Origin of the sequence: Actinomyces faecalis (assembly GCF_013184985.2) — a bacterium.
GTDB classification, from domain to species: domain Bacteria; phylum Actinomycetota; class Actinomycetes; order Actinomycetales; family Actinomycetaceae; genus Actinomyces; species Actinomyces faecalis.
On sequence record NZ_CP063418.1, the window covers coordinates 289431 to 310479 of the forward strand.

Annotated in this window: 17 protein-coding genes and 1 tRNA gene; 17 read left to right on the forward strand and 1 reads right to left on the reverse strand. The window is 70.7% G+C overall.

Annotated elements, in window-relative coordinates; translation table 11 throughout:
• The first annotated feature begins 94 nt into the window (after positions 1-94).
• From HRL51_RS01105 to HRL51_RS01125, 5 genes are all read left to right on the forward strand, one after another.
• Positions 95-1003, forward strand: a complete 909-nt coding sequence (locus tag HRL51_RS01105; RefSeq protein WP_172192065.1) for an aggregation-promoting factor C-terminal-like domain-containing protein — start codon at positions 95-97, stop codon at positions 1001-1003.
• A gap of 224 nt (positions 1004-1227) precedes the next feature.
• The gene (locus tag HRL51_RS01110) at positions 1228-2112 is read left to right on the forward strand and encodes a resuscitation-promoting factor (protein ID WP_172192068.1); all 885 of its coding nucleotides are present in this window, start codon (positions 1228-1230) and stop codon (positions 2110-2112) included.
• A gap of 38 nt (positions 2113-2150) precedes the next feature.
• Positions 2151-3089 (forward strand): 16S rRNA (adenine(1518)-N(6)/adenine(1519)-N(6))-dimethyltransferase RsmA, encoded by a 939-nt coding sequence (gene rsmA / locus HRL51_RS01115; RefSeq protein WP_172192070.1) that lies wholly within the window; start codon positions 2151-2153, stop codon positions 3087-3089.
• On the forward strand, positions 3086-4126 hold the full coding sequence (locus HRL51_RS01120) for a 4-(cytidine 5'-diphospho)-2-C-methyl-D-erythritol kinase (protein ID WP_172192073.1): 1041 nt from the start codon (positions 3086-3088) through the stop codon (positions 4124-4126). The genes rsmA and HRL51_RS01120 overlap by 4 nt, the downstream gene beginning before the upstream one ends.
• Complete coding sequence (locus HRL51_RS01125; protein ID WP_172192075.1) at positions 4126-6030, forward strand: ABC-F family ATP-binding cassette domain-containing protein; 1905 nt, start codon at positions 4126-4128, stop codon at positions 6028-6030. Before HRL51_RS01120 ends, HRL51_RS01125 begins: the two co-directional genes overlap by 1 nt.
• A 23-nt stretch (positions 6031-6053) precedes the next feature.
• Here HRL51_RS01125 and HRL51_RS01130 read toward each other — a convergent pair whose 3' ends face one another.
• Positions 6054-6710, reverse strand: coding sequence for a TetR/AcrR family transcriptional regulator (locus HRL51_RS01130; protein ID WP_172192078.1), 657 nt, complete (start codon positions 6708-6710; stop codon positions 6054-6056).
• A gap of 104 nt (positions 6711-6814) precedes the next feature.
• On the opposite strand from HRL51_RS01130, the gene HRL51_RS01135 reads away from it, so the two are divergent.
• The 12 genes from HRL51_RS01135 (at position 6815) to HRL51_RS01190 (ending at position 21025) form a co-directional block, all read left to right on the forward strand.
• Positions 6815-6886 (forward strand) — tRNA-Gln (locus HRL51_RS01135).
• Between the two features lie 136 nt (positions 6887-7022).
• Positions 7023-8063, forward strand: a complete 1041-nt coding sequence (locus HRL51_RS01140; RefSeq protein ID WP_172192081.1) for a bifunctional UDP-N-acetylglucosamine diphosphorylase/glucosamine-1-phosphate N-acetyltransferase GlmU — start codon at positions 7023-7025, stop codon at positions 8061-8063.
• Positions 8064-8129: 66 nt separating this feature from the next.
• On the forward strand, positions 8130-9113 hold the full coding sequence (locus HRL51_RS01145) for a ribose-phosphate diphosphokinase (RefSeq protein ID WP_172119929.1): 984 nt from the start codon (positions 8130-8132) through the stop codon (positions 9111-9113).
• A 231-nt stretch (positions 9114-9344) separates the two neighbouring features.
• Positions 9345-10613 carry a hypothetical protein gene (locus HRL51_RS11630; protein WP_172192083.1) on the forward strand — a complete coding sequence of 423 codons (1269 nt, stop codon included), beginning with the start codon at positions 9345-9347 and terminating at the stop codon, positions 10611-10613.
• Positions 10614-10747: 134 nt separating this feature from the next.
• On the forward strand, positions 10748-14497 hold the full coding sequence (gene mfd, locus HRL51_RS01155) for a transcription-repair coupling factor (RefSeq protein WP_172192087.1): 3750 nt from the start codon (positions 10748-10750) through the stop codon (positions 14495-14497).
• 140 nt (positions 14498-14637) lie between these two features.
• Positions 14638-15183 (forward strand): hypothetical protein, encoded by a 546-nt coding sequence (locus HRL51_RS01160; RefSeq protein ID WP_172119926.1) that lies wholly within the window; start codon positions 14638-14640, stop codon positions 15181-15183.
• A gap of 131 nt (positions 15184-15314) precedes the next feature.
• Complete coding sequence (eno, locus tag HRL51_RS01165) at positions 15315-16601, forward strand: phosphopyruvate hydratase (protein WP_172119925.1); 1287 nt, start codon at positions 15315-15317, stop codon at positions 16599-16601.
• A 445-nt stretch (positions 16602-17046) separates the two neighbouring features.
• Positions 17047-17565, forward strand: a complete 519-nt coding sequence (locus HRL51_RS01170; RefSeq protein ID WP_235954094.1) for an FtsB family cell division protein — start codon at positions 17047-17049, stop codon at positions 17563-17565.
• A gap of 92 nt (positions 17566-17657) precedes the next feature.
• Positions 17658-18170 carry a DUF501 domain-containing protein gene (locus tag HRL51_RS01175; protein ID WP_235954107.1) on the forward strand — a complete coding sequence of 171 codons (513 nt, stop codon included), beginning with the start codon at positions 17658-17660 and terminating at the stop codon, positions 18168-18170.
• 85 nt (positions 18171-18255) lie between these two features.
• Entirely contained in the window at positions 18256-19242 is a 987-nt protein-coding gene (locus HRL51_RS01180) for a Ppx/GppA phosphatase family protein (protein WP_172192089.1), read from the forward strand.
• Complete coding sequence (aroD, locus tag HRL51_RS01185; RefSeq protein WP_172192091.1) at positions 19239-20168, forward strand: type I 3-dehydroquinate dehydratase; 930 nt, start codon at positions 19239-19241, stop codon at positions 20166-20168. The genes HRL51_RS01180 and aroD overlap by 4 nt, the downstream gene beginning before the upstream one ends.
• A gap of 230 nt (positions 20169-20398) precedes the next feature.
• The gene (locus HRL51_RS01190) at positions 20399-21025 is read left to right on the forward strand and encodes a 50S ribosomal protein L25/general stress protein Ctc (protein ID WP_172119921.1); all 627 of its coding nucleotides are present in this window, start codon (positions 20399-20401) and stop codon (positions 21023-21025) included.
• Positions 21026-21049 lie beyond the last annotated feature (24 nt).

Genomic DNA, 21049 nt, shown 5'->3' on the forward strand with positions numbered 1-21049 from the left:
GCCGCGTGTGATCAATTCGTAATCAAACTTATTGCAGGAGCCTGACGCATCGACTACCGTCGTTGCCGGTCCCCTAAGGTGAGGAAGTTCAATCGTGGGTCGTCACTCTCAGAGCAGCTCTGTCACCACGACGCTCGTCGGTCTCGGAGCGCTGGCTCAGCGGAGCCTGACACCGGGTTCTCGTGACAACGGCCGCCGTCGTGCCGAGGGTCCTGTGCGTACCTCGATGACTCCCGTCGTGATGCGTGCGGGCGGCACCGCCGCCACCCTGGCGCTGGCGGTCTGCGGCGGCGCCTACGCCGCGGTCAGCGTCTCTGGCACGGACGTCAGGCCCCTGGGGGAGACGCAGACGCAGATGCGTGCCATCGGCGAGGTCTCTGAGGGGACGACGGCACAGGCGGACAGCCTCAGGGTTCCCGGCGCACAGGCCTCGGTCTCGACTGTCACCGAGGACGTCGAGCAGCCCTACGAGACCGTCGAGGAGCGTACTGACACGCTTCTGGAGGGTGAGTCCCAGGTCAAGACCGCGGGCGTCAACGGACTCGTCCGCACCACCTACCAGGTGACCACCGAGGACGGCACGGAGACCCTGCGCGAGGTCCTGTCCCAGGTCACCGTGACCGAGAAGGTGGACGAGGTCGTCCTCGTCGGCACCGGAACGGCTGCGACGACGGCGGGTCTGGCGGCTGCGGGGACGGACGCCGCCTCCGCCCAGGCGATCGCCCGGTCCATGCTCTCCTCCTACGGCTGGGGGGACGAGCAGTTCTCCTGCCTGGTCAACCTGTGGAACCGCGAGTCCAACTGGAACTACCGGGCGCAGAACCCCTCCTCCGGCGCCTATGGCATTCCGCAGTCGCTGCCCGGCTCGAAGATGGCCTCGGCGGGTTCCGACTGGTCCACCAACCCCGCCACGCAGATCACCTGGGGACTGGGCTACATCTCCGGACGCTACGGCAACCCGTGCGGGGCGTGGGCCCACTCCCAGAGCGTCGGCTGGTACTGAGTCCTCTGCTCCTGGGTGCCGGCGAGCGGGGCTCAGCGGTCCCGGGCTCGGGCTGACCTCACGCGGCGAGCTCGCAGGTAGGTGCATGGGTGCGCGCCCTGGGACTGCACGCTCAAGGCCGTACCGCACACTCGCGACGCAGGACGAGGGGGCGAGTACAGCCAGAGGCCGGGGCTGAGCGTGAGAAGCCTCATTGTGCGCGCCGTGATCTTTTCGTTACCGTGATGGCTCCCGACGAAAGGACGGTTCTCATCGTGGGACACCGCACCTCAGCTGAGAGCATGGACGCCCACCGTGCCGAGCAGGATCACCTGGGCGCCCACGGTCGTGGCGAGGCCAGTGACCGTCACGTGCTGCGCCGCTCCCTCGTGCGAGCAGGTGCGGTCGCCAGCGCGCTCGCGATCGCGGTCAGCGGTGGTGCCTACGCGGCCGTCCAGGCCGCCGGCCCCGACGTCCCTCCCCTGGAGGCCGCACGAGCCAGCATCGTCGGGATCGGGGCCGCGCCAGGCAGCGCCGACGACGGTCAGGAGACCACCGCCCCGGTCGGCCTCATGGTGCCAGGCGCCCGGACCACGGTGTCGACCGTGACCGAGGACTCGGAGCAGGCCTACGAGACCGTCCGCCAGGAGACCGATTCTCTTCCTCAGGGCGAGACGCAGGTCAGGACCGCCGGCACCAACGGCGTGGTCCGCACGACCTACCAGGTCACGGCGGTGGGCGGGCAGGAGGCGTCCCGTGAGGTCCTGTCCCAGGTGACGGTCACGCCCGCCACCCAGGAGGTCGTCCTCGTGGGCACCGGATCGGCCGCCTCAGTCGCCGCCTCGGCCCTCTCAGGCTCGGCTGTCTCAGGCTCGGGCGACGCCGCCGTCTCCGGCGACGTGTGGGCGGCCCTGGCCCGGTGCGAGTCCGGCGGAAACCCTGCCATCAACACCGGCAACGGCTACTACGGCATGTACCAGTTCTCCCTGGGGACCTGGCAGTCCCTGGGCGGAACCGGCCTGCCCTCCGAGGCCAGCGCCGAGGAGCAGACCGCCATGGCCCAGAAGCTCCAGGCGCGTTCCGGCTGGGGCCAGTGGCCCGCCTGCACCTCACGCCTGGGTCTGCGCTGAGGCCGCAGGCCTGCGGGCGGGGCCGTTACGCTGGCCCCATGCCCGAACCCACCGTACCTGAGCCCGACGGCGCTGCCTCCGGTCTTCTCGGGCCTGCCGACGTCCGTGCGCTGAGCCAGGCCCTCGGGGTGCGCCCCACCAAGACCCTGGGACAGAACTTCGTCCACGACGCCGGGACCGTGCGCCGCATCGTGCGCGCCGCCGGTGTACGCAGCGGTGAGACGGTCCTGGAGGTCGGCCCGGGCCTGGGCTCGCTCACGCTGGCGATCCTGGAGGCCGGAGCCAGCGTCGTCGCCGTCGAGATCGACCCGCCGCTCGCCCAGGCCCTGCCCGTCACCGTCGGCCAGCGCATGCCGGAGGCGGCTGCGCGCCTGCGGGTCGTGGGTGCGGACGCCCTGACCATTGACGGCCCTGCCGCGCTCGGACTGGCCGACGGCGACCCGATGCCTACGCGACTGGTGGCCAACCTGCCCTACAACGTCGCCGTCCCCGTCCTGCTCACCCTGCTGGCCGCCCTGCCGAGCCTGGAGCTGGTCACCGTCATGGTGCAGGCTGAGGTCGCCGACCGTCTGGCTGCAGGCCCTGGCTCCAAGGTCTACGGCGTGCCCTCGGTCAAGGCCGCCTGGTACGCCTCCGCCCGCCGGACCATCACCATCGGCCGTACCGTCTTCTGGCCGGTTCCTAACGTCGACTCCGCGCTGGTCGAGCTCGTCCGCCGTGAGCCGCCGAGCACCCGTGCCAGCCGGGAGGCGGTCTTCGCCGTCGTCGACGCCGCCTTCGCCCAGCGTCGCAAGACCCTGCGTCAGGCTCTGGCCGCTCTCGCCGGGAGCCCCCAGGCGGCTGAGGCCGCCGTCCGGGCGGCCGGCATCGACCCGACCCGACGCGGCGAGACGCTCGACGTCCAGGACTTCGCCGCCCTCGCCGAGGCCCTTGAGGACCACGGCGCTGTCAGCCCCCACGAGGAGGCCACCCGATGAGCCACCTGCGCGTCGTCCCTGGCGGCGCCCCGCGCGTTGCCGGGCCCAAGGCCGGATCAGCCGCGTCGGTGCGCGTCGAGGCCCCTGGCAAGGTCAATCTCTTCCTGTCCTGCGGCGCCCCGGGCGCAGACGGCTACCACCCGCTGACCACGGTCTTCCAGGCAGTCCGGCTCATCGAGACCGTCACCGCCCGCCGCCAGGCCGCCGACGCCCGCGGCGCGGTCACGCTCAGTCTGGCCGAGCCTGACGACGCCGTCCCTACCGACGAGCGCAACCTCGCCGTGCGCGCGGCCCGGCTCCTGGCCGAGGAGACCGGGGTCGAGGAGGGCGTGGACCTGCTCGTGCGCAAGCGCGTGCCGGTCGCCGGAGGGATGGCAGGAGGCTCTGCCGACGCCGCAGCCACCCTGCTGGCCTGCAACCACCTGTGGGGCACGGGCCTCGGCCTGGGCGCCCTCACGGAGCTCGCCTCCCGGCTCGGGGCGGACTGCGCCTTCCCCCTCATCGGGTCCGCCGCCGTCGGACACGGCCGGGGAGACCGGCTGAGCCCTCTCATGACGCGCGGGACGTACCACTGGGTCTTCGCCGTCGCCCGCCAGGGACTGTCCACGCCTGAGGTCTTTGCCCGGCTGGACCAGATGCGCTCGCAGCACGAGGCCGCCGAGCCCGTTCCCACGCAGGAGGCAGAGGCCGTCGGGCACGGGACCAAGGAGGGCGGACGGACCACCCCTGCCCCGGTCCCGGAGGAGCTCACAGCCGCCCTGCGCAGCGGTGACGCCCGGGCACTGGCGGCCACCATGCACAACGACCTGCAGGCAGCAGCACTCGACCTGCGTCCCGAGCTCGCCGAGGTGATCGAGGTGGCGCAGGACGCCGGCGCGCTGCGCGCCATCGTCTCCGGCTCCGGCCCGACCGTCGCCGCCCTGGTCGAGGACACGGGCACCGCGATGCGTGTGTCCCGTGCGCTGACCGCGTGCGGGCTGGTGGCCGGCACCGTGCGGGCTGATGCCCCGGTGGCGGGCGCGAGGGTGGTGGGCTGATGGCGCACCTGCTCGGTCTGGAGTCCATCAGCGTCATGGTGGGCTCACGCGTCCTTCTTGACGACGTCACCCTCGGCATCGAGGACGGCACCCGTGTGGGCGTGCTCGGCCCCAACGGCGCGGGCAAGTCCACGCTGCTGTCGGTGCTGGCCGGTACCCGACCGGTCGACGGCGGACGCGTCACCCGCGCCGGCGACACCCGCGTGGCGATGCTCACCCAGGCTGACGACTTCGCCCCCGGTGCCACGGTGCGTCAGGCGGTCCACGGCCACGTGCCGGAGCACGTGTGGGCCTCGGACCCCGCCGTTCGCGACGTGCACGCCGGGCTGCTGGCCGACCTCGACCTGGACGCCGAGGTCGCGCGCCTCTCCGGCGGCCAGCGCCGCCGGGTCGCGCTCGCGGCCGTGCTCACCGCTCCCAGCGACGTCATCATCCTGGACGAGCCGACCAACCACCTCGACGTCGAGGGCGTGGACTGGCTGGCCCGGCACCTGGGCGCGCGCTTCTCCGGGCGCCGCACCTCCACCGGCGCCCTGGTGACCGTCACCCACGACCGCTGGTTCCTCGACGCCATCTGCACCAACGTGTGGGAGGTCGTGCCGGGGGTCGATCCGGGGTACGGCCGCGCGCAGGTGCCTGGTCGCATCGAGACCTACGACGGCGGGTACGCCGCCTACGTCCTGGCGCGCGCCGAGCGAGCCAGGCAGGCCGCCGTCGCCGCGGAGAAGCGTGAGAACCTCCTGCGCAAGGAGCTGGCCTGGCTGCGCCGGGGCGCGCCCGCGCGCACCTCCAAGCCTCGGTTCCGTATCAACGCCGCCGAGGCGCTGATCGCCGACGTCCCGCCGCCGCGCGACAGCGTCGAGCTCATGGCCATGGCGACCGCGCGCCTGGGCAAGAAGGTGGTCGACCTGGAGGACGTCACCGTGCGCTACCCGCTGGAGGGTGGCGGCGAGCGTGAGGTCCTGCGCAAGGTCACCTGGCGCCTGGCTCCCGGGGAGCGCGTGGGCGTCGTCGGCGTCAACGGGGCCGGGAAGACCACGCTGCTGCGTCTGCTTGAGGGGGTCCAGGAGCCGGCCGAGGGGCGCGTCGTGCGCGGCAAGACCGTCAAGGTCGCCACGCTGTCCCAGTCCACCCACGAGCTCGACCCCCTGGCGGACATGCGCGTGGTCGAGGCGGTGGCGATGGTGGGCGAGCACGTGAGCGTGGGCGGCAAGGAGATGACCGCAGCACAGCTGGTTGAGCGCCTGGGCTTCACCCGCCAGCGGGCCTGGACGCGTGTAGGCGAGGTCTCCGGCGGCGAGCGCCGACGCCTGCAGCTGCTGCGCCTGCTCATGACCGAGCCCAACGTGCTGCTGCTGGACGAGCCCACCAACGACCTGGACACTGACACCCTCGCCGCGGTGGAGGACATCCTTGACTCCTTCCCCGGCACGCTCGTCGTGGTGTCCCACGACCGCTACCTTCTGGAGCGTGTCACCGACCACCAGGTCGCCCTCCTGGGGGACGGTGCGGTCCGTGACCTGCCCGGCGGCGTCGAGCAGTACCTCCATCTGCGCCGCGAGGCCGAGGGCTCCGCGGGTGCCGGTGCCCGCTCGGTCTCGGCCGCCGCGGGGGACGACGGCGTAGCGGACGGCTCCGGTGGGTCCGGGGCGAGCGGGCTGACGGGTGCTGAGCGCCGCGAGGCCCAGAAGAACCTGGCTCGTATCGAGCGCAAGATGGACAAGGCCGCCCAGGCGGTGGAGTCGCTGCACGCCAGGATGGAGCAGGTCTCCGCCGACCCTGCACGCGTGGGCGAGCTCGCCGGGCTCGGCCGCGAGCTGGCAGCCGCCGAGGCTGAGCAGGCCGAGCTGGAGGCGCAGTGGCTGGAGGCTGCCGAGGTGCTGGAGCAGGAAGCGGCGGGTTGAGGCTCTGGGCGAGGCTGGGGCGGCTACTGACCGGCGCTGGCGTCCTCGTCGGTGCCCTTCGCGCGCTCGCGCAGGTGGGGGCGAGGCTCCATGGCCTTCAGCCCGTTCCAGGCGAGGTTGACCATGTGCGCCGCCACCTCCTCCTTGCTCATGCGCTGGTTCTCCAGCCACCACCAGGCTGGTGAGGAGACGATGCCCACAAGCATCTGCGCGTACAGCGGTGCGGTGCGCGGGTCGAGGTCGTGGGCGGAGAACTGCTCGGCCAGGATCCCCGAGACCTGGATCGCGACGTCGGCCAGCAGCGTCGAGTAGGTCCCTGCCGCCCGGTCAGTGGAGGAGGACAGCAGCCGGAAGCCGTCGGGGGAGTCCTCGATGTAGGTCAGCAGCGCCAGTGCGGCGCGCTCGACCACGGCTGACGGCGGGGCCGGGGAGGACAGGGCCGCGGTGATGGTGGCGGAGATCATGCTCAGCTCACGGTCCACGATGACGGCGTACAGGCCCTCCTTGCCGCCGAAGTGCTCGTAGACCACGGGCTTGGAGACCTTGGCGCGGCTGGCGACCTCCTCGATGGAGGTACCGTCGAAGCCCTTCTCCGCAAACAGCCCGCGGGCGACGTCAATCAGCTGCTCACGCCTCTCGCTGGCACTCATCCGGGTCCGCTTGCTCGCCTTGGTCGACATAGCACCATCATGCCGTCTCCTGGGCGCGCTGCCGGCAGCGCGGGCATGAGAGGATGTGACGGCCTTGCCGTCCCGCGCCCGTACAGGCAGGATGGCGAGGTTGATCCGCCCTGGTGTAGTGGCAGCACGCAGGCCTTTGGAGCCTTGAGGCCCGGGTTCGAACCCTGGGGGCGGAGCGAGTACGGAGCCCAGGAGGGCGTCGTGGGCGGCATCCGCCCCGGCGTCGTAGAATGGCCCTGCACCGCGCCCCGACACGTCCGTGTCGATTCCCACACGCGTGGGGAGGCACGCTCACCAGCGAGAAGAGGATCCGTGGCACCCACTGCCCCCGCTGCCGTCATCGTCATGGCCGCCGGTCAGGGAACCCGCATGCGCTCAGCCACCCCGAAGGTCCTGCACCGCATCGGTGGGCGCAGCCTCGTGGACCACGCGGTCAGCGCCGCACGCGGTCTGGCGTCCGAGCGCCTCGTCGTGGTCGTACGTCACCAGCGTGACGCCGTCGTCGCCCACCTCGCCCAGGTCGCCCCGGACGCCGTCCCCGCGGACCAGGACGAGGTCCCCGGGACCGGACGTGCCGTGGCCTGCGCGCTGGCGGTGCTCCCGGCGGACCTGAGCGGCGCCGTCGTCGTGACCTCAGGGGACGTGCCGCTGCTGGACACCGCCACCTTGGAGGAGCTCGTCAGCCAGCACGTCAGCCGCGGTGACGCCGTGACCCTGCTGACCACCGAGCTGGAGGACCCCACCGGCTACGGCCGCGTCATCAGGGCCGCTGCCACCCGCTCGGACGCGGACCCGCTGGCCGTGGCCGCCGTCGTCGAGCACCGGGACGCCAGCCCGGAGCAGCGAGCCGTGCGTGAGATCAACGCCGGTGTCTACGTCTTCGACGCTGGCTTCCTGCGCCGCACCCTTGCCAGCCTCGGCACGGACAACGACCAGGGCGAGGTCTACCTCACCGACGTCGTCGCCGCTGCCTGGCAGGAGGGACGCTCCACCTCCGCGCTCACCGTGACCGACCACTGGCTCATCGAGGGCTGCAACGACCGCGCTCAGCTCGCCAGCCTCGGTGCGGAGCTCAACCGGCGCGTGCTGGCGCGGTGGATGGCTCAGGGGGTAGGTGTGGTGGACCCGTCCTCGACGTGGGTGGACGTGGACGCCACGCTGGCCCAGGACGTCGTTCTGGAGCCCGGCGTGCTCGTGCGAGGACGCACCCGCGTCGGCCAGGGCACCGTGGTCGGGGCATACTCCGTCCTTCAGGACGCCGACGTCCCGGCAGGCGCCGTCGTCGCGCCCCACAGCCAGCTTGACGGCAAGGAACCACAGACCTCAGCCGCCGTGGACCAGGCACGGCACTGATCGCGTGACAGGACACACCGCACGCAGGAACCAGGTCCCCAAGGGACTCGAGAGGGGTACTCGCTCATGACGGGCATCATCACCAGCGGCGAGAAGCGACTCGTCATCGTCTCGGGGCGCGCGCACCCCCAGCTGGCGGCTGACGTCGCGGCTGAGCTGGGGACGCAGGTGCTGTCCTCAACCTCCTACGACTTCGCCAACGGCGAGACCTACGTCCGCTTCAACGAGTCCGTGCGCGGCTGCGACGTCTTCGTCATGCAGTCCCACGGTGACCGCGTCAACGACTGGCTCATGGAACAGCTCATTATGGTCGATGCGCTCAAGCGCGCCTCGGCCAAGCGGATCAGCGTGGTGGCGCCCTTCTTCCCCTACGCCCGCCAGGACAAGAAGCACCTGGGGCGCGAGCCCATCAGCGCGCGACTGGTCGCGGACCTGTACAAGCAGGCCGGCGCAGACCGCCTCATGAGCGTGGACCTGCACACCAGCCAGGAGCAGGGCTTCTTCGACGGCCCCTGGGACCACCTGTGGGCCCAGCCGGTCCTCGTGGACTACATCCGTGGCCGGGTCGATCCCGCCAACACCACCGTGGTCTCCCCGGACGCCGGCCGTATCCGCGTGGCCGAGCGCTGGGCGAGCTCGCTGGGTGGCACCCCGCTGGCCTTCGTCCACAAGACGCGTGACATCACCCGCCCCAACGAGTCGGTGGCCAACCGTGTCGTCGGTGAGGTCGCGGGCCGCTCCTGCGTCCTGGTCGACGACATGATCGACACCGGTGGCACGATCGCCAAGGCGGTCAAGGTCCTGCTGGACTCCGGCGCTAAGGACGTCATCGTCGCGGCCACGCACGGTGTGCTCTCAGGCCCGGCTGTGGACCGCCTGTCGACCTCGGGGGCGCGCGAGGTCGTCATCACCGACACCCTGCCCATCGCGGAGGCCAAGCGCTTCAAGCAGCTGACGATCCTGCCGATCGCCCCGCTGCTGGCCCGCGCGATCCGGGCTGTCTTCGACGACGGATCGGTGACCTCCCTGTTCGACACCGCCGGGGTCTGAGGCATCGGACCTTTTCCGCTTGCTGCAGTGGGCACGCCTTGGGTCAGAGGGCCTCAGGCGTGCCCACCGGTGTCCCTTGTGCTCGGGGTGAGGGACTGTCCCCTCTGCGGCACCGATTAATCAAGATATCTTGCATATGTCATAAGTTCTTTCGGGTATGACCTATGAGACAGACGGGGACTAGAGTCCTATGCTGAGAGGGCATCATCCCTCCGTGAGATTGGTGAGACAATGACTCGTCTTAGCCGTCCTGTTGCTGTGCTCGGTGCAGCCCTGCTCACTGCCGTGTTCGCAGCACCCGCCGCCGCACAGACCACCGTGGACACCTACCCGGAAACTCCGTTGACCAATGCCGTTCTCCCGATTGTCCACACCTATCACCGCTCTGACCACATCAAGCCCAACATCCTGAACCCGCGTCCGGTGTGCAACTCTGCTGAGGACTATCGCACCACCGTCTACAAGGCTGCGCGCTCTTTCACTCCAGCGGGTACCGTCTCAACGACGAATGACACCGCAGCCACGATCCCGCTGACGCAGAACACCTCAAAGACTCACTCGGTCACCCTCACAGTCTCGGGAGACCTCACCCACTCCTCCTCGATCAACCTTGGTAGTGGCGGCTCTCAGACCCAGGATGGTCAGGCTATGAACGTCTCGGCCGGCATCACCTCCACGCTGACCAAGCGACTGGGGGCGTCCATGTCTGCCTCGCTGTCCTGGAGCGCTGGCCAGCAGATCGGTCCGTACGACGTACCTGCTGGTCACACCGGTGAGGCTACGTATGGCTTTGAAACTCTGAGTCTGACTGGCACGCAGCAGTACTGCCGTCCCAATGGCACCTGGTCCACTCCGACCGCCTGGCGTGCCTTCACCCCGATCCGCAACGAGGTCAAGGTCAAGCTCTACGACAACGCCACCGGTGCTTCCTCCTCGCTGGGTAGCTCGACCTCCTCCAACATGCCGATCTACACCCAGATCCCCGTGGATGAGGCTCAACCCGTTGACGGCGTGGCTGAGGGTGACTTCGACTTGCGTCCTTCCTTCACGGTGTCGGCTCTCAAGGCCAAGGGCTACGCTGGATCTGTGGCTCTGCGTGTCACCAATGACGGCGCAAAGTCCTACGAGGCCACGCCCGAGCACCCCGTGCGTTTCAAGGTTGAGGTGAAGACTGCTGAAGGGCCTGAAGGCGTCGACCGCCTTATCACGACGTCGAACTTCAACGGTGCCTACGTGCGTGACCTCGGTTTTGACCGTGGTAGCTCCACTCGCACCTTCGAAGTGACGCTCTCTAACCCCGTCGAGCCGGGGGAGACCACCCTGGTGAGTGCTTTCTCCTTCGGTGACGGTTTGACAAAGCTCGGGCGCGTGGTCAACTACATGGAAGTGACCCAGACCGGTCGTGTGGCAGGAGATGTCTCCACCGCCAACGATCTTCAGCAGGACTCACGTAAGGTGACCCTCACCGATGGTGGACGTAGCAATCCTGGCTTGTTCTGATCTCTAGTCTTGCCTTGAGGTGATTCCCACAGTGGGGCTCGGCGATACAGCACGATCATGCTGTATCGCCGAGCCCCACTAGTGGCTCTTCCTCATAGCGCTGCCCCGCTTGTCACAGTGCCTAGACTGCTGCGGTGCGACTCAACGCCCTGCTGCCAGTCCTGCTTGACGATCCCGAGACCGCCTCACTTGTACGTGCAGCTCGTTCGGCCTCGCGTACGGACCGCACCGCCGTCGTCGCGCGCGGGGCCCGACCGGCTGTCCTGGCGGCCATGGCCCTGGGCGAGAACGGGGTCGCCCGCGCCGTCGGCTCCGTCCACGCCCCGACCGCCGCGCGCTCCGACACCGCAGCAGCGTCGGAGGGCACGCCCCTGCTGGTCCTCACCCCCACCACCCGTGAGGCGGAGGAGACCGCCGCCGCGCTCGCCTGCTACCTGCCCGAGACGGACGTCGCCGTCTTCCCCGCATGGGAGACCCTGCCGCACGAGCGGCTCTCCCCGAGAGCGGACACCGTGGCCACCCGCCTGTCCGTCCTGCGCCGCCTGGCCCATCCCGAGGACGGCGACGCCGGCGCGGACGGCCCGGGCCGCCCTGGCGACCCTTCGCGCGGCCCCATCCGGGTCCTGGTCGTCCCCGTGCGCGCGCTGCTGGCTCCCGTGGTCGACGGGCTGGGAGACCTGGAGCCCGTCCACCTGGCCCCGGGCCTGGAGCTGGGTCTGGAGGCTACGGCCCAGCGCCTGGCTGACGCCGCCTACACGCGGGTGGACATGGTCGAGAACCGCGGCGAGTTCGCGGTGCGCGGCGGCATCCTCGACGTCTTTCCCCCGACCCAGCCCCGCCCGGTGCGCGTGGACTTCTTCGGGGACGAGATCGACTCCGTCTCCTCCTTCGCCGTGGCTGACCAGCGCACGATCGAGGAGGTCGGTGCCGTCACGGCGACCGCCTGCCGGGAGATCCTGCTGACCGAGGCCGTGCGCGAGCGGGCCAGGCACCTCATGGGAGTCATCCCCTCCGCGGCCGACATGCTGGAGAAGATCGCTGCCGGCATCCCCGTGGAGGGCATGGAGTCCCTCGCACCCGTCCTCGTGCCCAGGATGGTGCCCCTGCTCAACCTCGTCGGTGACAGGCTCGTCGTCGGCCTGGAGCCTGAGCGCCTGCGCAAGCGGGCCGAGGACCTGACCGCCACCACCCAGGAGTTCCTTGCCGCCGCCTGGACCTCGGCCGCCTCGGGAGGCCAGGCGCCGGTGGACCTGTCGGCCGCAGCCTTTGCCCACCTGGCCGAGGCCCGCGGCCTGGCGCTGTCCACGAACCGCGGCTGGTGGTCCTTCTCCTCCCTCAAGGCCAGCCCGGACACGACCGAGCTCAACCTGCGCGACCCACGTGGCTACGCCGGGAGCCTGGACGAGGCGGTCACGGACCTGGGCCGCCTCGCGCGCGAGGGCTGGAGCGTCGTCGTCGCCACCGACGGCCCCGGCCCCGGCCGGCGTATGGCCCAGCTGCTGGGAGACGCCGGGGTACCGGCCCGTATCGTCACCCATCTGGACGAGCCCGGTGACCTCGGAACGGCTCGTGACGACGGCAGCCTGGAGGGCGACGGCGTCGTGCGCGTCACGCAGGCCAGCGCCGGCCACGGCTTCGTCGCCGAGGGCCTGCGCCTGGCCCTTGTCGCGGAGTCTGACCTGACTGGGCGGGCCTCGGCCGGGCCGCGCTCGCGCAAGGTCATGCCTGCCCGGCGCTCGCGGCGCAGCGTCGACCCGCTCTCCCTGCACCCGGGTGACCTCGTGGTCCACGCCCAGCACGGTGTGGGACGCTTCGTCAAGCTCATGCGCCGCAACGTGGGGACCGGCAGGAACGCGGCCACCCGCGAGTACGTGGTCATCGAGTACGCCCCCTCCAAGCGGGGGCAGCCCGGCGACCGGCTGCTCGTGCCCACCGACGCCCTTGACCAGGTGAGCAAGTACGTAGGCGGGGACAACCCCACCCTGAACAAGATGGGCGGGGCCGACTGGGCCAGGACCAAGTCCAAGGCCCGCAAGGCCGTGCGCGAGATCGCCGGGGAGCTGGTGCGCCTGTACGCCGCGCGCTCGGCCACCTCCGGGCACGCCTTCGCCCCGGACACCCCCTGGCAGTCCGAGCTGGAGGAGTCCTTCCCCTACACCGAGACCGCTGACCAGCTCGCCACCATCGACGAGGTCAAGTCGGACATGGAGAAGGCCCAGCCGATGGACCGCCTCGTCTGCGGCGACGTCGGCTACGGCAAGACCGAGATCGCGGTGCGCGCCGCCTTCAAGGCCGTCCAGGACGGCAAGCAGGTGGCGGTGCTCGTGCCCACCACGCTGCTGGTCTCCCAGCACGCCGAGACCTTCACCGAGCGCTACGCCGGCTTCCCGGTGCGCGTGGCCCAGCTCTCGCGCTTCCAGTCGGCCAGCGAGTCCGAGGAGGTCCTCAAGGGCCTGGCCTCCGGGGCGATCGACGTCGTCATCGGCACCCACCGCCTTATCACCGGGCAGGTGCGTTTCAAGGACCTGGGCCTGGTCATCATCGACGAGGAGCAGCGCTTCGGGGTCGAGCACAAGGAGACCCTCAAGGCGCTGCGCACGGACGTGGATGTGCTGTCCATGTCCGCCACCCCGATCCCGCGCACCCTGGAGATGGCGGTGACCGGCCTGCGCGAGATGTCGACGCTCGCCACCCCGCCAGAGGACCGCCACCCGATCCTCACCTACGTGGGCGCCTACGAGAACAAGCAGGTCTCGGCCGCGATCCGCCGTGAGCTGCTGCGCGACGGCCAGGTCTTCTACGTCCACAACCGCGTGGAGGACATCGACCGCGTGGCCGCGCGCGTCCAGGAGATGGTGCCGGAGGCGCGCGTGGCCACCGCCCACGGGCAGATGGGGGAGGTGCGCCTGGAGCAGGTCATCGACGACTTCTGGCACAAGGAGATCGACGTCCTGGTGTGCACGACCATCGTGGAGACCGGCCTGGACGTGTCCAACGCCAACACCCTCATCGTCGACCGGGCTGACCGCATGGGCCTGTCACAGCTCCACCAGCTGCGCGGACGCGTGGGACGCGGCCGCGAGCGGGCCTACGCCTACTTCCTCTACCCCGCGGACAAGCCGCTGACCGAGACCGCGCTGGAGAGGCTGCGCACCATCGCCACGAACACGGACCTGGGCGCCGGGATGCAGGTGGCGATGAAGGACCTGGAGATCCGCGGCGCCGGCAACCTCCTGGGGGGCGAGCAGTCCGGGCACATCGCCGGGGTCGGCTTCGACCTGTACGTGCGCATGGTCTCCGAGGCCGTGGCCGCCTACAAGAAGGCTCTCAAGATCAACCCGCAGGCCGCTGGCGACGCCGCTGAGGCCGAGGCGGAGATCGACCAGGACCTGCGTGTGGAGCTGCCGGTGGACGCCACGATCCCCGAGGACTACGTCCCTCACGAGCGCCTGCGCCTGGAGGCCTACACCAAGTTCGCCGCCGCCCGCAGCGACGACGACGTCGCCGACGTCCTGGACGAGCTCACCGACCGCTACGGCCCGGTCCCCGAGCCCACCCAGCGCCTGGCCGCGCTGGCCAGGCTACGTGCGCTCGCGGCGCGTCTGGGTGTGCGCGAGATCGTGGCTCAGGGGAAGTCGATCCGCTTCGCTCCGCTGGACCTTGCCGAGTCGGCGCGCATGCGGCTGACCCGCCTGTACCCGGGCACCACTCTCAAGCCTGCGACCCGCACGATCGTGGTCCCGGCCCCGGGCACGGCCCGGATGGGCGGCGGGCCGGTCGAGGGTGAGGCCCTGCTGCGCTGGGCCGAGGTGCTGCTGCGTGCGGTGGTCGAGGGGGACAAGGACTACGAGGTCGAGGCCACGACCTACCGGCGCCGCCGGTAGCCCTGCTCCGGGTGGGCGAGCGTGAGCCTCTGCCTCCGGCGCGCCCGGCTGGGGCGCGCCGGGGCGACGGCGGGCGGCGACGTCGTCGGCGAGCGGGCTACCATGTGCCTGTCCTGACGCACTGTCACAAGGAGATCCTCGTGCTCACCACTGCCTCGCGCCGCGTGCGCGTCCTCGCCGCCGGCGTCCTTCTGGTCGCGTCCGGGGCCCTGACGGCCTGCTCGGCGCACCCGGGCCAGGCTGCTGTGGCGCAGTTCATCGGGCTGGACGGTACGCAGCAGGAGATCAGCGTCTCCGAGAAGGACCTGGACGGGGCGACCAGCGACCTGGTTGCGCTGGGATGGACTCGTGACCGCGTCCTGAACGGGCTGCTTCAGGCGCCGGTCTACTTCGAGCTGGCGGAGAAGTACGGACTGTCCGTGCCTGACACGGACGTGGACACCATCCTCTCCCAGATCAACCCCGAGGCCTCGTCCTTCTCCGAGGGCGCCCGCACGATCGCCCGCCTGTCGTCCGTCAGCGCGCAGCTCCAGGGCCTTGGTACCCAGGAGGCCGGCCAGGTTCGGACTGACTTCGCCGCCATGGCCGAGTCCTTCCGCTCCACGCCCTCGCCGCGCTACACCTCCGAGCGCCCGTGGGAGATCCAGGACGCCTCGGCCCTCTCGCTCGGTGGCCTGCGGAAGTGACCCGGAAGCGGGATACGTCACGCCCGGCGTGAACATGGGAATCACAGGGGACCTCCGCCCTCGTGCCTGAGGGACGGGGCCGGTAGTCTAGGTACTGCATCCTGATATCAATCCAACAAGGAGCACCCACAGTGGCCCTCATCGAGAACGTTCACGCACGCGAGATCCTCGACTCCCGTGGCAACCCGACCCTCGAGGTCGAGATCCTGCTTGAGGACGGCGCCTCCGCCCGCGCTGCCGTCCCCTCCGGCGCCTCCACCGGTGCCTTCGAGGCCGTTGAGCTGCGCGACGGCGACAAGTCCCGTTACCTGGGCAAGGGCGTCGAGAAGGCCGTTGCCAACGTCAACGACGTCATCGCCCCCGAGATCATCGGCTACGACGCCGCTGACCAGCGTGGCCTGGACCGCCTCATGATCGACCTTGACGGCACCCCCAACAAGGGCAAGCTCGGCGCCAACGCCATCCTGGGCGTCTCCCTGGCCGCCGCGCAGGCCTCTGCCGAGTCCGCTGGCCTGGACCTGTTCCAGTACGTCGGTGGCCCCAACGCCCACGTCCTGCCTGTGCCGATGATGAACATCCTCAACGGTGGCTCCCACGCTGACTCCAACGTGGACATCCAGGAGTTCATGATCGCCCCGATCGGCGCCACGACCTTCCGTGAGGCCCTGCGCATGGGCGCTGAGGTCTACCACTCCCTCAAGGCCGTCGTGAAGGAGAAGGGCCTGTCCACCGGCCTGGGTGACGAGGGTGGTTTCGCCCCCAACCTCGAGTCCAACCGCGAGGCCCTGGAGCTCATCTGCACCGCCATCGAGAACGCCGGCTACAAGCCGGGCGCTGACGTGGCCCTGGCGATGGACGTGGCCTCCACCGAGTTCTTCGACGAGAAGACCAAGACCTACAACTTTGAGGGCGAGGCCCGCGACAACGCCTTCATGGTGGCCTACTACAAGAAGCTTGTGGAGGACTTCCCGATCGTCTCCATCGAGGACCCGCTGTCCGAGGACGAGTGGGAGGACTGGAAGCACCTGACCGACGAGATCGGTGACAAGGTCCAGCTCGTGGGTGACGACTTCTTCGTCACCAACCCCGAGCGCCTGGCCAAGGGCATCGAGCTCGGCGCCGCCAACGCCCTCCTGGTCAAGGTCAACCAGATCGGCTCGCTCACGGAGACCCTTGAGGCTGTGGAGATGGCGCACCGCGCCGGCTACAAGTCGATGACCTCCCACCGCTCCGGTGAGACCGAGGACGTCACCATCGCCGATCTCGCCGTGGCCACCAACTCCGGCCAGATCAAGACCGGAGCCCCCGCCCGTGGCGAGCGCATCAACAAGTACAACCAGCTCCTGCGCATTGAGGAGGCCCTGGGCGAGGACGCCGTCTACGCCGGTCGCTCCGCCTTCCCGCGCTTCAAGGGCTGAGTCCCTGCGCTGCTGACGCAGCACCCGGCGCAGGGCGAGCCCTGTGCCACCGTACGCACCGGCGGGGTGCGACCCGGGTACCCGGGTCGCACCCCGCCGGTGCGTACGGATGACAGCGGACCACGGGTCGTGAGCAACGCACCGACCGGACGTCGTGCCACTTCCCAGCCAGGTGAGGCAGGATCGGCTCATGACGCCGCGCCGACCCTCACCCGCCCGACCGGGCGCCCGCCCTGGGGCGCGTCCCGGTTCACGTGGTGCCGGCCGACAGACCTCCTCCCGCCAGGGCAGCGCGCGAGAAGGCCCCTCCGCTCCAGGGCGCGCAGCCTCCTCGGGATCGCGCGAGCCACAGGCCTCCCAGGCGTCGCGCACGTCTGAGATCAGGCAGAGCGGGGACAGCGGTCAGGCGTCTCGTCCCTCGTCCCGCACGACGCCGGAGTACACGATGCTCCGCCTCGGCGGCCCGGACGGAATCGCCGTCCCAGCCCGGGTGCTCATCCTGGCCCTGGTGCTTCTCTTCGCCTTCGTCATTACCTTCCCGGCGCTGCGTGGGTACCTGTCCCAGCAGGCGCAGTACGACGCTGTCATCAAGCAGCTGACGCAGGCCCGCGCCACCTCCACGGCGCTGGAGTCAGAGCTGGCACAGTGGGACGACGAGGCCTACGTACGGGCTCAGGCACGTGAGCGCCTGTCCTACGTCATGCCGGGGGAGACCACCTACGTCGTCGTCGGAGCGGACCGGCTCGAGGACCGCTCTGAGCAGGAGGCCAGGGCCGCGGCTGAGGCCGAGGCTGGCGGCCCCTGGTACACGGTGCTGCGCGAGTCGGCTGAGGTTGCTGGCGCTACCGGTGAGAAGGCGCCACCGGAGGAGTCTCAGCGGGGCTGGTCGACCTCGGTCCCCACGATCCCGACCCCGACCTCTGAATCTGCTGACCAGCCTGCCGTCGAGTCCGGCGCGCAGTAACGACCCCGTCAGGAAGGAGCTTCATGAGCACGCTGCCTGAGCACGCCAGTGCCCCGACGCCCCAGGACCCCGGTCTCGCACCGGCGGCCGGGCTGTCAGCGACCTGCCGTACCGGGGAGGTCAGCGAGGCGGACCTGGAGGCGCTGGGCGAGCAGCTGGGCCGGGTCCCTCGCGGCGTCGTCGGCATCGCCGCGCGCTGCGTGTGCGGTCGCCCGACCGTCGTGCGCACGGCTCCGCGCCTGCCTGACGGCTCGCCCTTCCCTACCAGCTACTACCTCACTCACCCGGCCGCGGTGAAGGGCTGCTCGACCCTGGAGGCCGAGCACCTCATGGAGGACTACAACGCCCGGCTGGGTGAGGACCCCGAGCTGGCAGCGGCCTACGCCCGCGCCCACGAGGACTACCTCGCCCGTCGCGCCGAGCTGGGAAGCGTCGAGGAGATCGACGGTGTCTCGGCCGGCGGCATGCCGACCCGGGTCAAGTGCCTGCACGCCCTGCTCGGCCACGCCCTGGCGGCCGGCCCTGGCGTCAACCCTGTTGGTGACCTCACCCTGGAGACGCTGCGCGAGCGCGGGATGTGGGACCCGCAGCGCTGCAGCTGCTGAGGCCTGCCGGCCACCCTGGCAGTGCCGGGCGCCCACGTCTGTCCGCTGCCTCCTGACCTGCTGTGACGTACCAAGGAGAATCAGCATGACCCGAGTCGCCGCTATCGACTGCGGCACCAACACCATCCGCCTGCTGGTGGCCGATCTTGCCTCGTACGAGGACGGGACGAGGCTGGTCCAGCTGGTACGCGAGAACGAGATCGTGCGCCTGGGCCAGGGTGTTGACCGAACCGGCCGTCTGGACGAGGAGGCTCTGGAGCGCACCCTCGCCGTCGTGGCCTCCTACGCAGCGACCTGTCGCGCCCAGGGGGTGGAGCGTGTGCGATTCGTGGCGACCTCAGCCACGCGCGACGCCTCCAACCGGTCAGTGTTCGTCGACGGGGTGAGAGAGCGTCTGGGCGTCGAGCCCGAGGTCGTGACCGGTCAGGAGGAGGCGCGCCTGTCCTTCGCCGGCTCCTCCCTCTGCCTGGACCGCCTCACGGGCGACGTACCGGCAGGCCCCCACCTCGTCGTCGACCTCGGTGGTGGTTCCACCGAGCTCGTCCTGGGGCAGCGTGGTCCGCAGGCCGCGTTCTCCATGGACACCGGCTCGGTGCGTGTCACCGAGCGCTACCTGGCCGACGGGGTCACGCCCGCCTCCGAGGCGTCGGCGCGCGCCCACGTGCGCGAGCTGCTGGACCGGGCCGGCGACGTCGTCGACCTGTCCGCAGCCACCCGCCTCGTGGGCCTGGCGGGTACCATCACGACGGTCACCGCCCACGCCCTGGGGCTGACGGACTTCGATCCTGACGCCCTGGACGGAGCCGAGGTCCCGGTCGAGACGATGCTGGCCTCCGCGGAGGAGGTCGTGCACTCGACCGCGGCCGAGCGGGAGTCCTGGGCCTACCTGCGGCCGGGACGCCGCGACGTCATCGCGGCCGGGGCACTGGTGTGGTCCGAGGTCATCACGCGCGTCATGGCCGAGACCGCAGCGGGACCGTCCCCGGTGACCTCCTCGATCACCTCCCTGTCTGACATCCTGGACGGGATCGCCCTGTCCATGGCTGACGGCGCGGCGGCGGTCAGCGCATGAACAGGGCGGCTCCTGACGACCTCGCGGCGCAGCTGGAGCGGATGACCGCCTCGGCCAGGGCGGCCGGGCTCGCTGTGCCCGGGTCCCCGGGCTGCCCGCGCCCGAGCACCTGGCGCGGTGCACAGCTGGGAGGGCGCCGCCCGGTCATCGCCGTGGCGACGACCGGGCGCACACCCGCCCAGGCCGCCTCCCAGGCCGCGGCGGCCCGCGACCACGGGGCTGACGTCGTCGAGCTGCGCCTGGACCTGCTTCAGCCCGCCACCGGGGCGGGGCTGGTCGAGGGGGCCAGCGCCGGACAGTCGCTGGCGGAGCGGCTCTGGCCCGCCGTCGGGCAGGTGGGGGCCGAGCTGGTGGCGACGGACCTGCCGCTGCTACTCACTGTACGCACCTCGGCCGAGGGTGGAGGGGTCCAGGTGGACGACGCAGCCTACCGGGCGCTGCTTGCCGCCCTGGTCGAGGCCTGCGGCCGGGACGAGACCGCACGACAGGTGGTCGCGGCCGTGGACGTCGAGCTGGCACGTGGCTGCGTGGGAGATATCGCGGACCTGGGCGGGACCACGGCTGGGATCGACGTGGTCGCCTCGGCACACTTCTTTACCTCCACGCCGGCCGAGGACGAGATCGTGGGACTCCTGGAGAGGATGGAGGTCGAGGGGGCACAGGTCGCCAAGGTCGCGGTCATGCCCGTGAGTGACGACGACGTCGCCCGCCTCCTGCGTGCCGCCCTGCGGGCACGCTCTCACCTTCAGGGGCCGCTGGTCGCGATCGCGATGGGGGAGCGCGGCGCCGTCACTCGCCTGGCTGGAGGGCTGTTCGGCTCAAGCCTGACCTTTGCGACCGCCGGCGCCGCGGCCTCTGCCCCGGGGCAGCTGCCCGTGGCACAGGTACGCCGCGCCCTGGAGAGGCTGGGCCGATCACCCGCCTGAGGCCGGCGCGGGGTGCAGGCGGACGGTGAGTCCTGTCTCACCGTTGCCCGGTCTGGGCCTGCTGCTGGACGAGCAGGTAGGGTTGACGACGTTGCCCCGGCGAGGGACACGTGCTGCGCACGTGCATCCGTGATCGACGTGGTGGTACCAGGAGGTACTGCGCGTCGTCGCGCCCTCCCGGACCACCAGACCTGCGGGGCCCGGCCCCGCCTGAGAAGAGGAGAACCCTCATGGCGAACAAGGCCATCACCCTCAAGGGCTCTGCCCGCACCGACTTCGGCAAGGGCTCCGCCCGCCAGGCCCGTCGCAACGGCCAGGTCCCGGTCGTCGTCTACGGTCACGGCACCGAGCCGCGTCACTTCCTCCTGGAGGAGCACGCCACCCGCCTCGCCCTGCGCGGCAACGAGAACGCCCTGGTCGAGCTGGCCGTGGACGGTGAGACCATCCTGGTCCTGACCAAGGACGTCCAGCGCCACCCCATCCGCCCGGGTGTGCAGCACGTCGACTTCCAGCTGGTCAACCGCAACGAGCGCGTCGAGGTCGAGGTCCCCGTCACCGTCATCGGTGAGCCGGCCCCCGCCACCGTCCACACCGTCGAGGCGGCTCACCTGCTCGTCTCCGCCCCGGTCGTCTCCATCCCCGAGGTCATCGAGATCGACATCACCGGCGTCGAGGCCGGCACCACCATCCGCGTCTCCGACGTCACCCTGCCCGAGGGCGTCGAGGCTGTCACCGACGCTGAGGCGGATGTCGTCAACGTCGTGGACGAGGCCGCCATCGCCGTCGACATCCCGGAGCCTGAGGAGGGCGCGGAGGCCGCTGGCGAGGCGGAGGTTCCCGCCGCCGAGGCTGAGTGAGTCCGGTCTGACGTCAGTGCCTCA

What these genes read in the sequence shown, in the direction of transcription:
- HRL51_RS01190 (WP_172119921.1), top strand. Translation starts at nt 20,399, where the DNA reads ATGGCGAACAAGGCCATCACCCTCAAGGGCTCTGCCCGCACCGACTTC.
- HRL51_RS01180 (WP_172192089.1), top strand. Translation starts at nt 18,256, where the DNA reads ATGACCCGAGTCGCCGCTATCGACTGCGGCACCAACACCATCCGCCTG.
- HRL51_RS11630 (WP_172192083.1), top strand. Translation starts at nt 9,345, where the DNA reads ATGACTCGTCTTAGCCGTCCTGTTGCTGTGCTCGGTGCAGCCCTGCTC.
- HRL51_RS01145 (WP_172119929.1), top strand. Translation starts at nt 8,130, where the DNA reads ATGACGGGCATCATCACCAGCGGCGAGAAGCGACTCGTCATCGTCTCG.
- HRL51_RS01120 (WP_172192073.1), top strand. Translation starts at nt 3,086, where the DNA reads ATGAGCCACCTGCGCGTCGTCCCTGGCGGCGCCCCGCGCGTTGCCGGG.
- HRL51_RS01130 (WP_172192078.1), bottom strand. Translation starts at nt 6,710, where the DNA reads ATGTCGACCAAGGCGAGCAAGCGGACCCGGATGAGTGCCAGCGAGAGG.
- HRL51_RS01110 (WP_172192068.1), top strand. Translation starts at nt 1,228, where the DNA reads ATGGCTCCCGACGAAAGGACGGTTCTCATCGTGGGACACCGCACCTCA.
- rsmA (WP_172192070.1), top strand. Translation starts at nt 2,151, where the DNA reads ATGCCCGAACCCACCGTACCTGAGCCCGACGGCGCTGCCTCCGGTCTT.
- HRL51_RS01125 (WP_172192075.1), top strand. Translation starts at nt 4,126, where the DNA reads ATGGCGCACCTGCTCGGTCTGGAGTCCATCAGCGTCATGGTGGGCTCA.
- aroD (WP_172192091.1), top strand. Translation starts at nt 19,239, where the DNA reads ATGAACAGGGCGGCTCCTGACGACCTCGCGGCGCAGCTGGAGCGGATG.
- HRL51_RS01170 (WP_235954094.1), top strand. Translation starts at nt 17,047, where the DNA reads ATGCTCCGCCTCGGCGGCCCGGACGGAATCGCCGTCCCAGCCCGGGTG.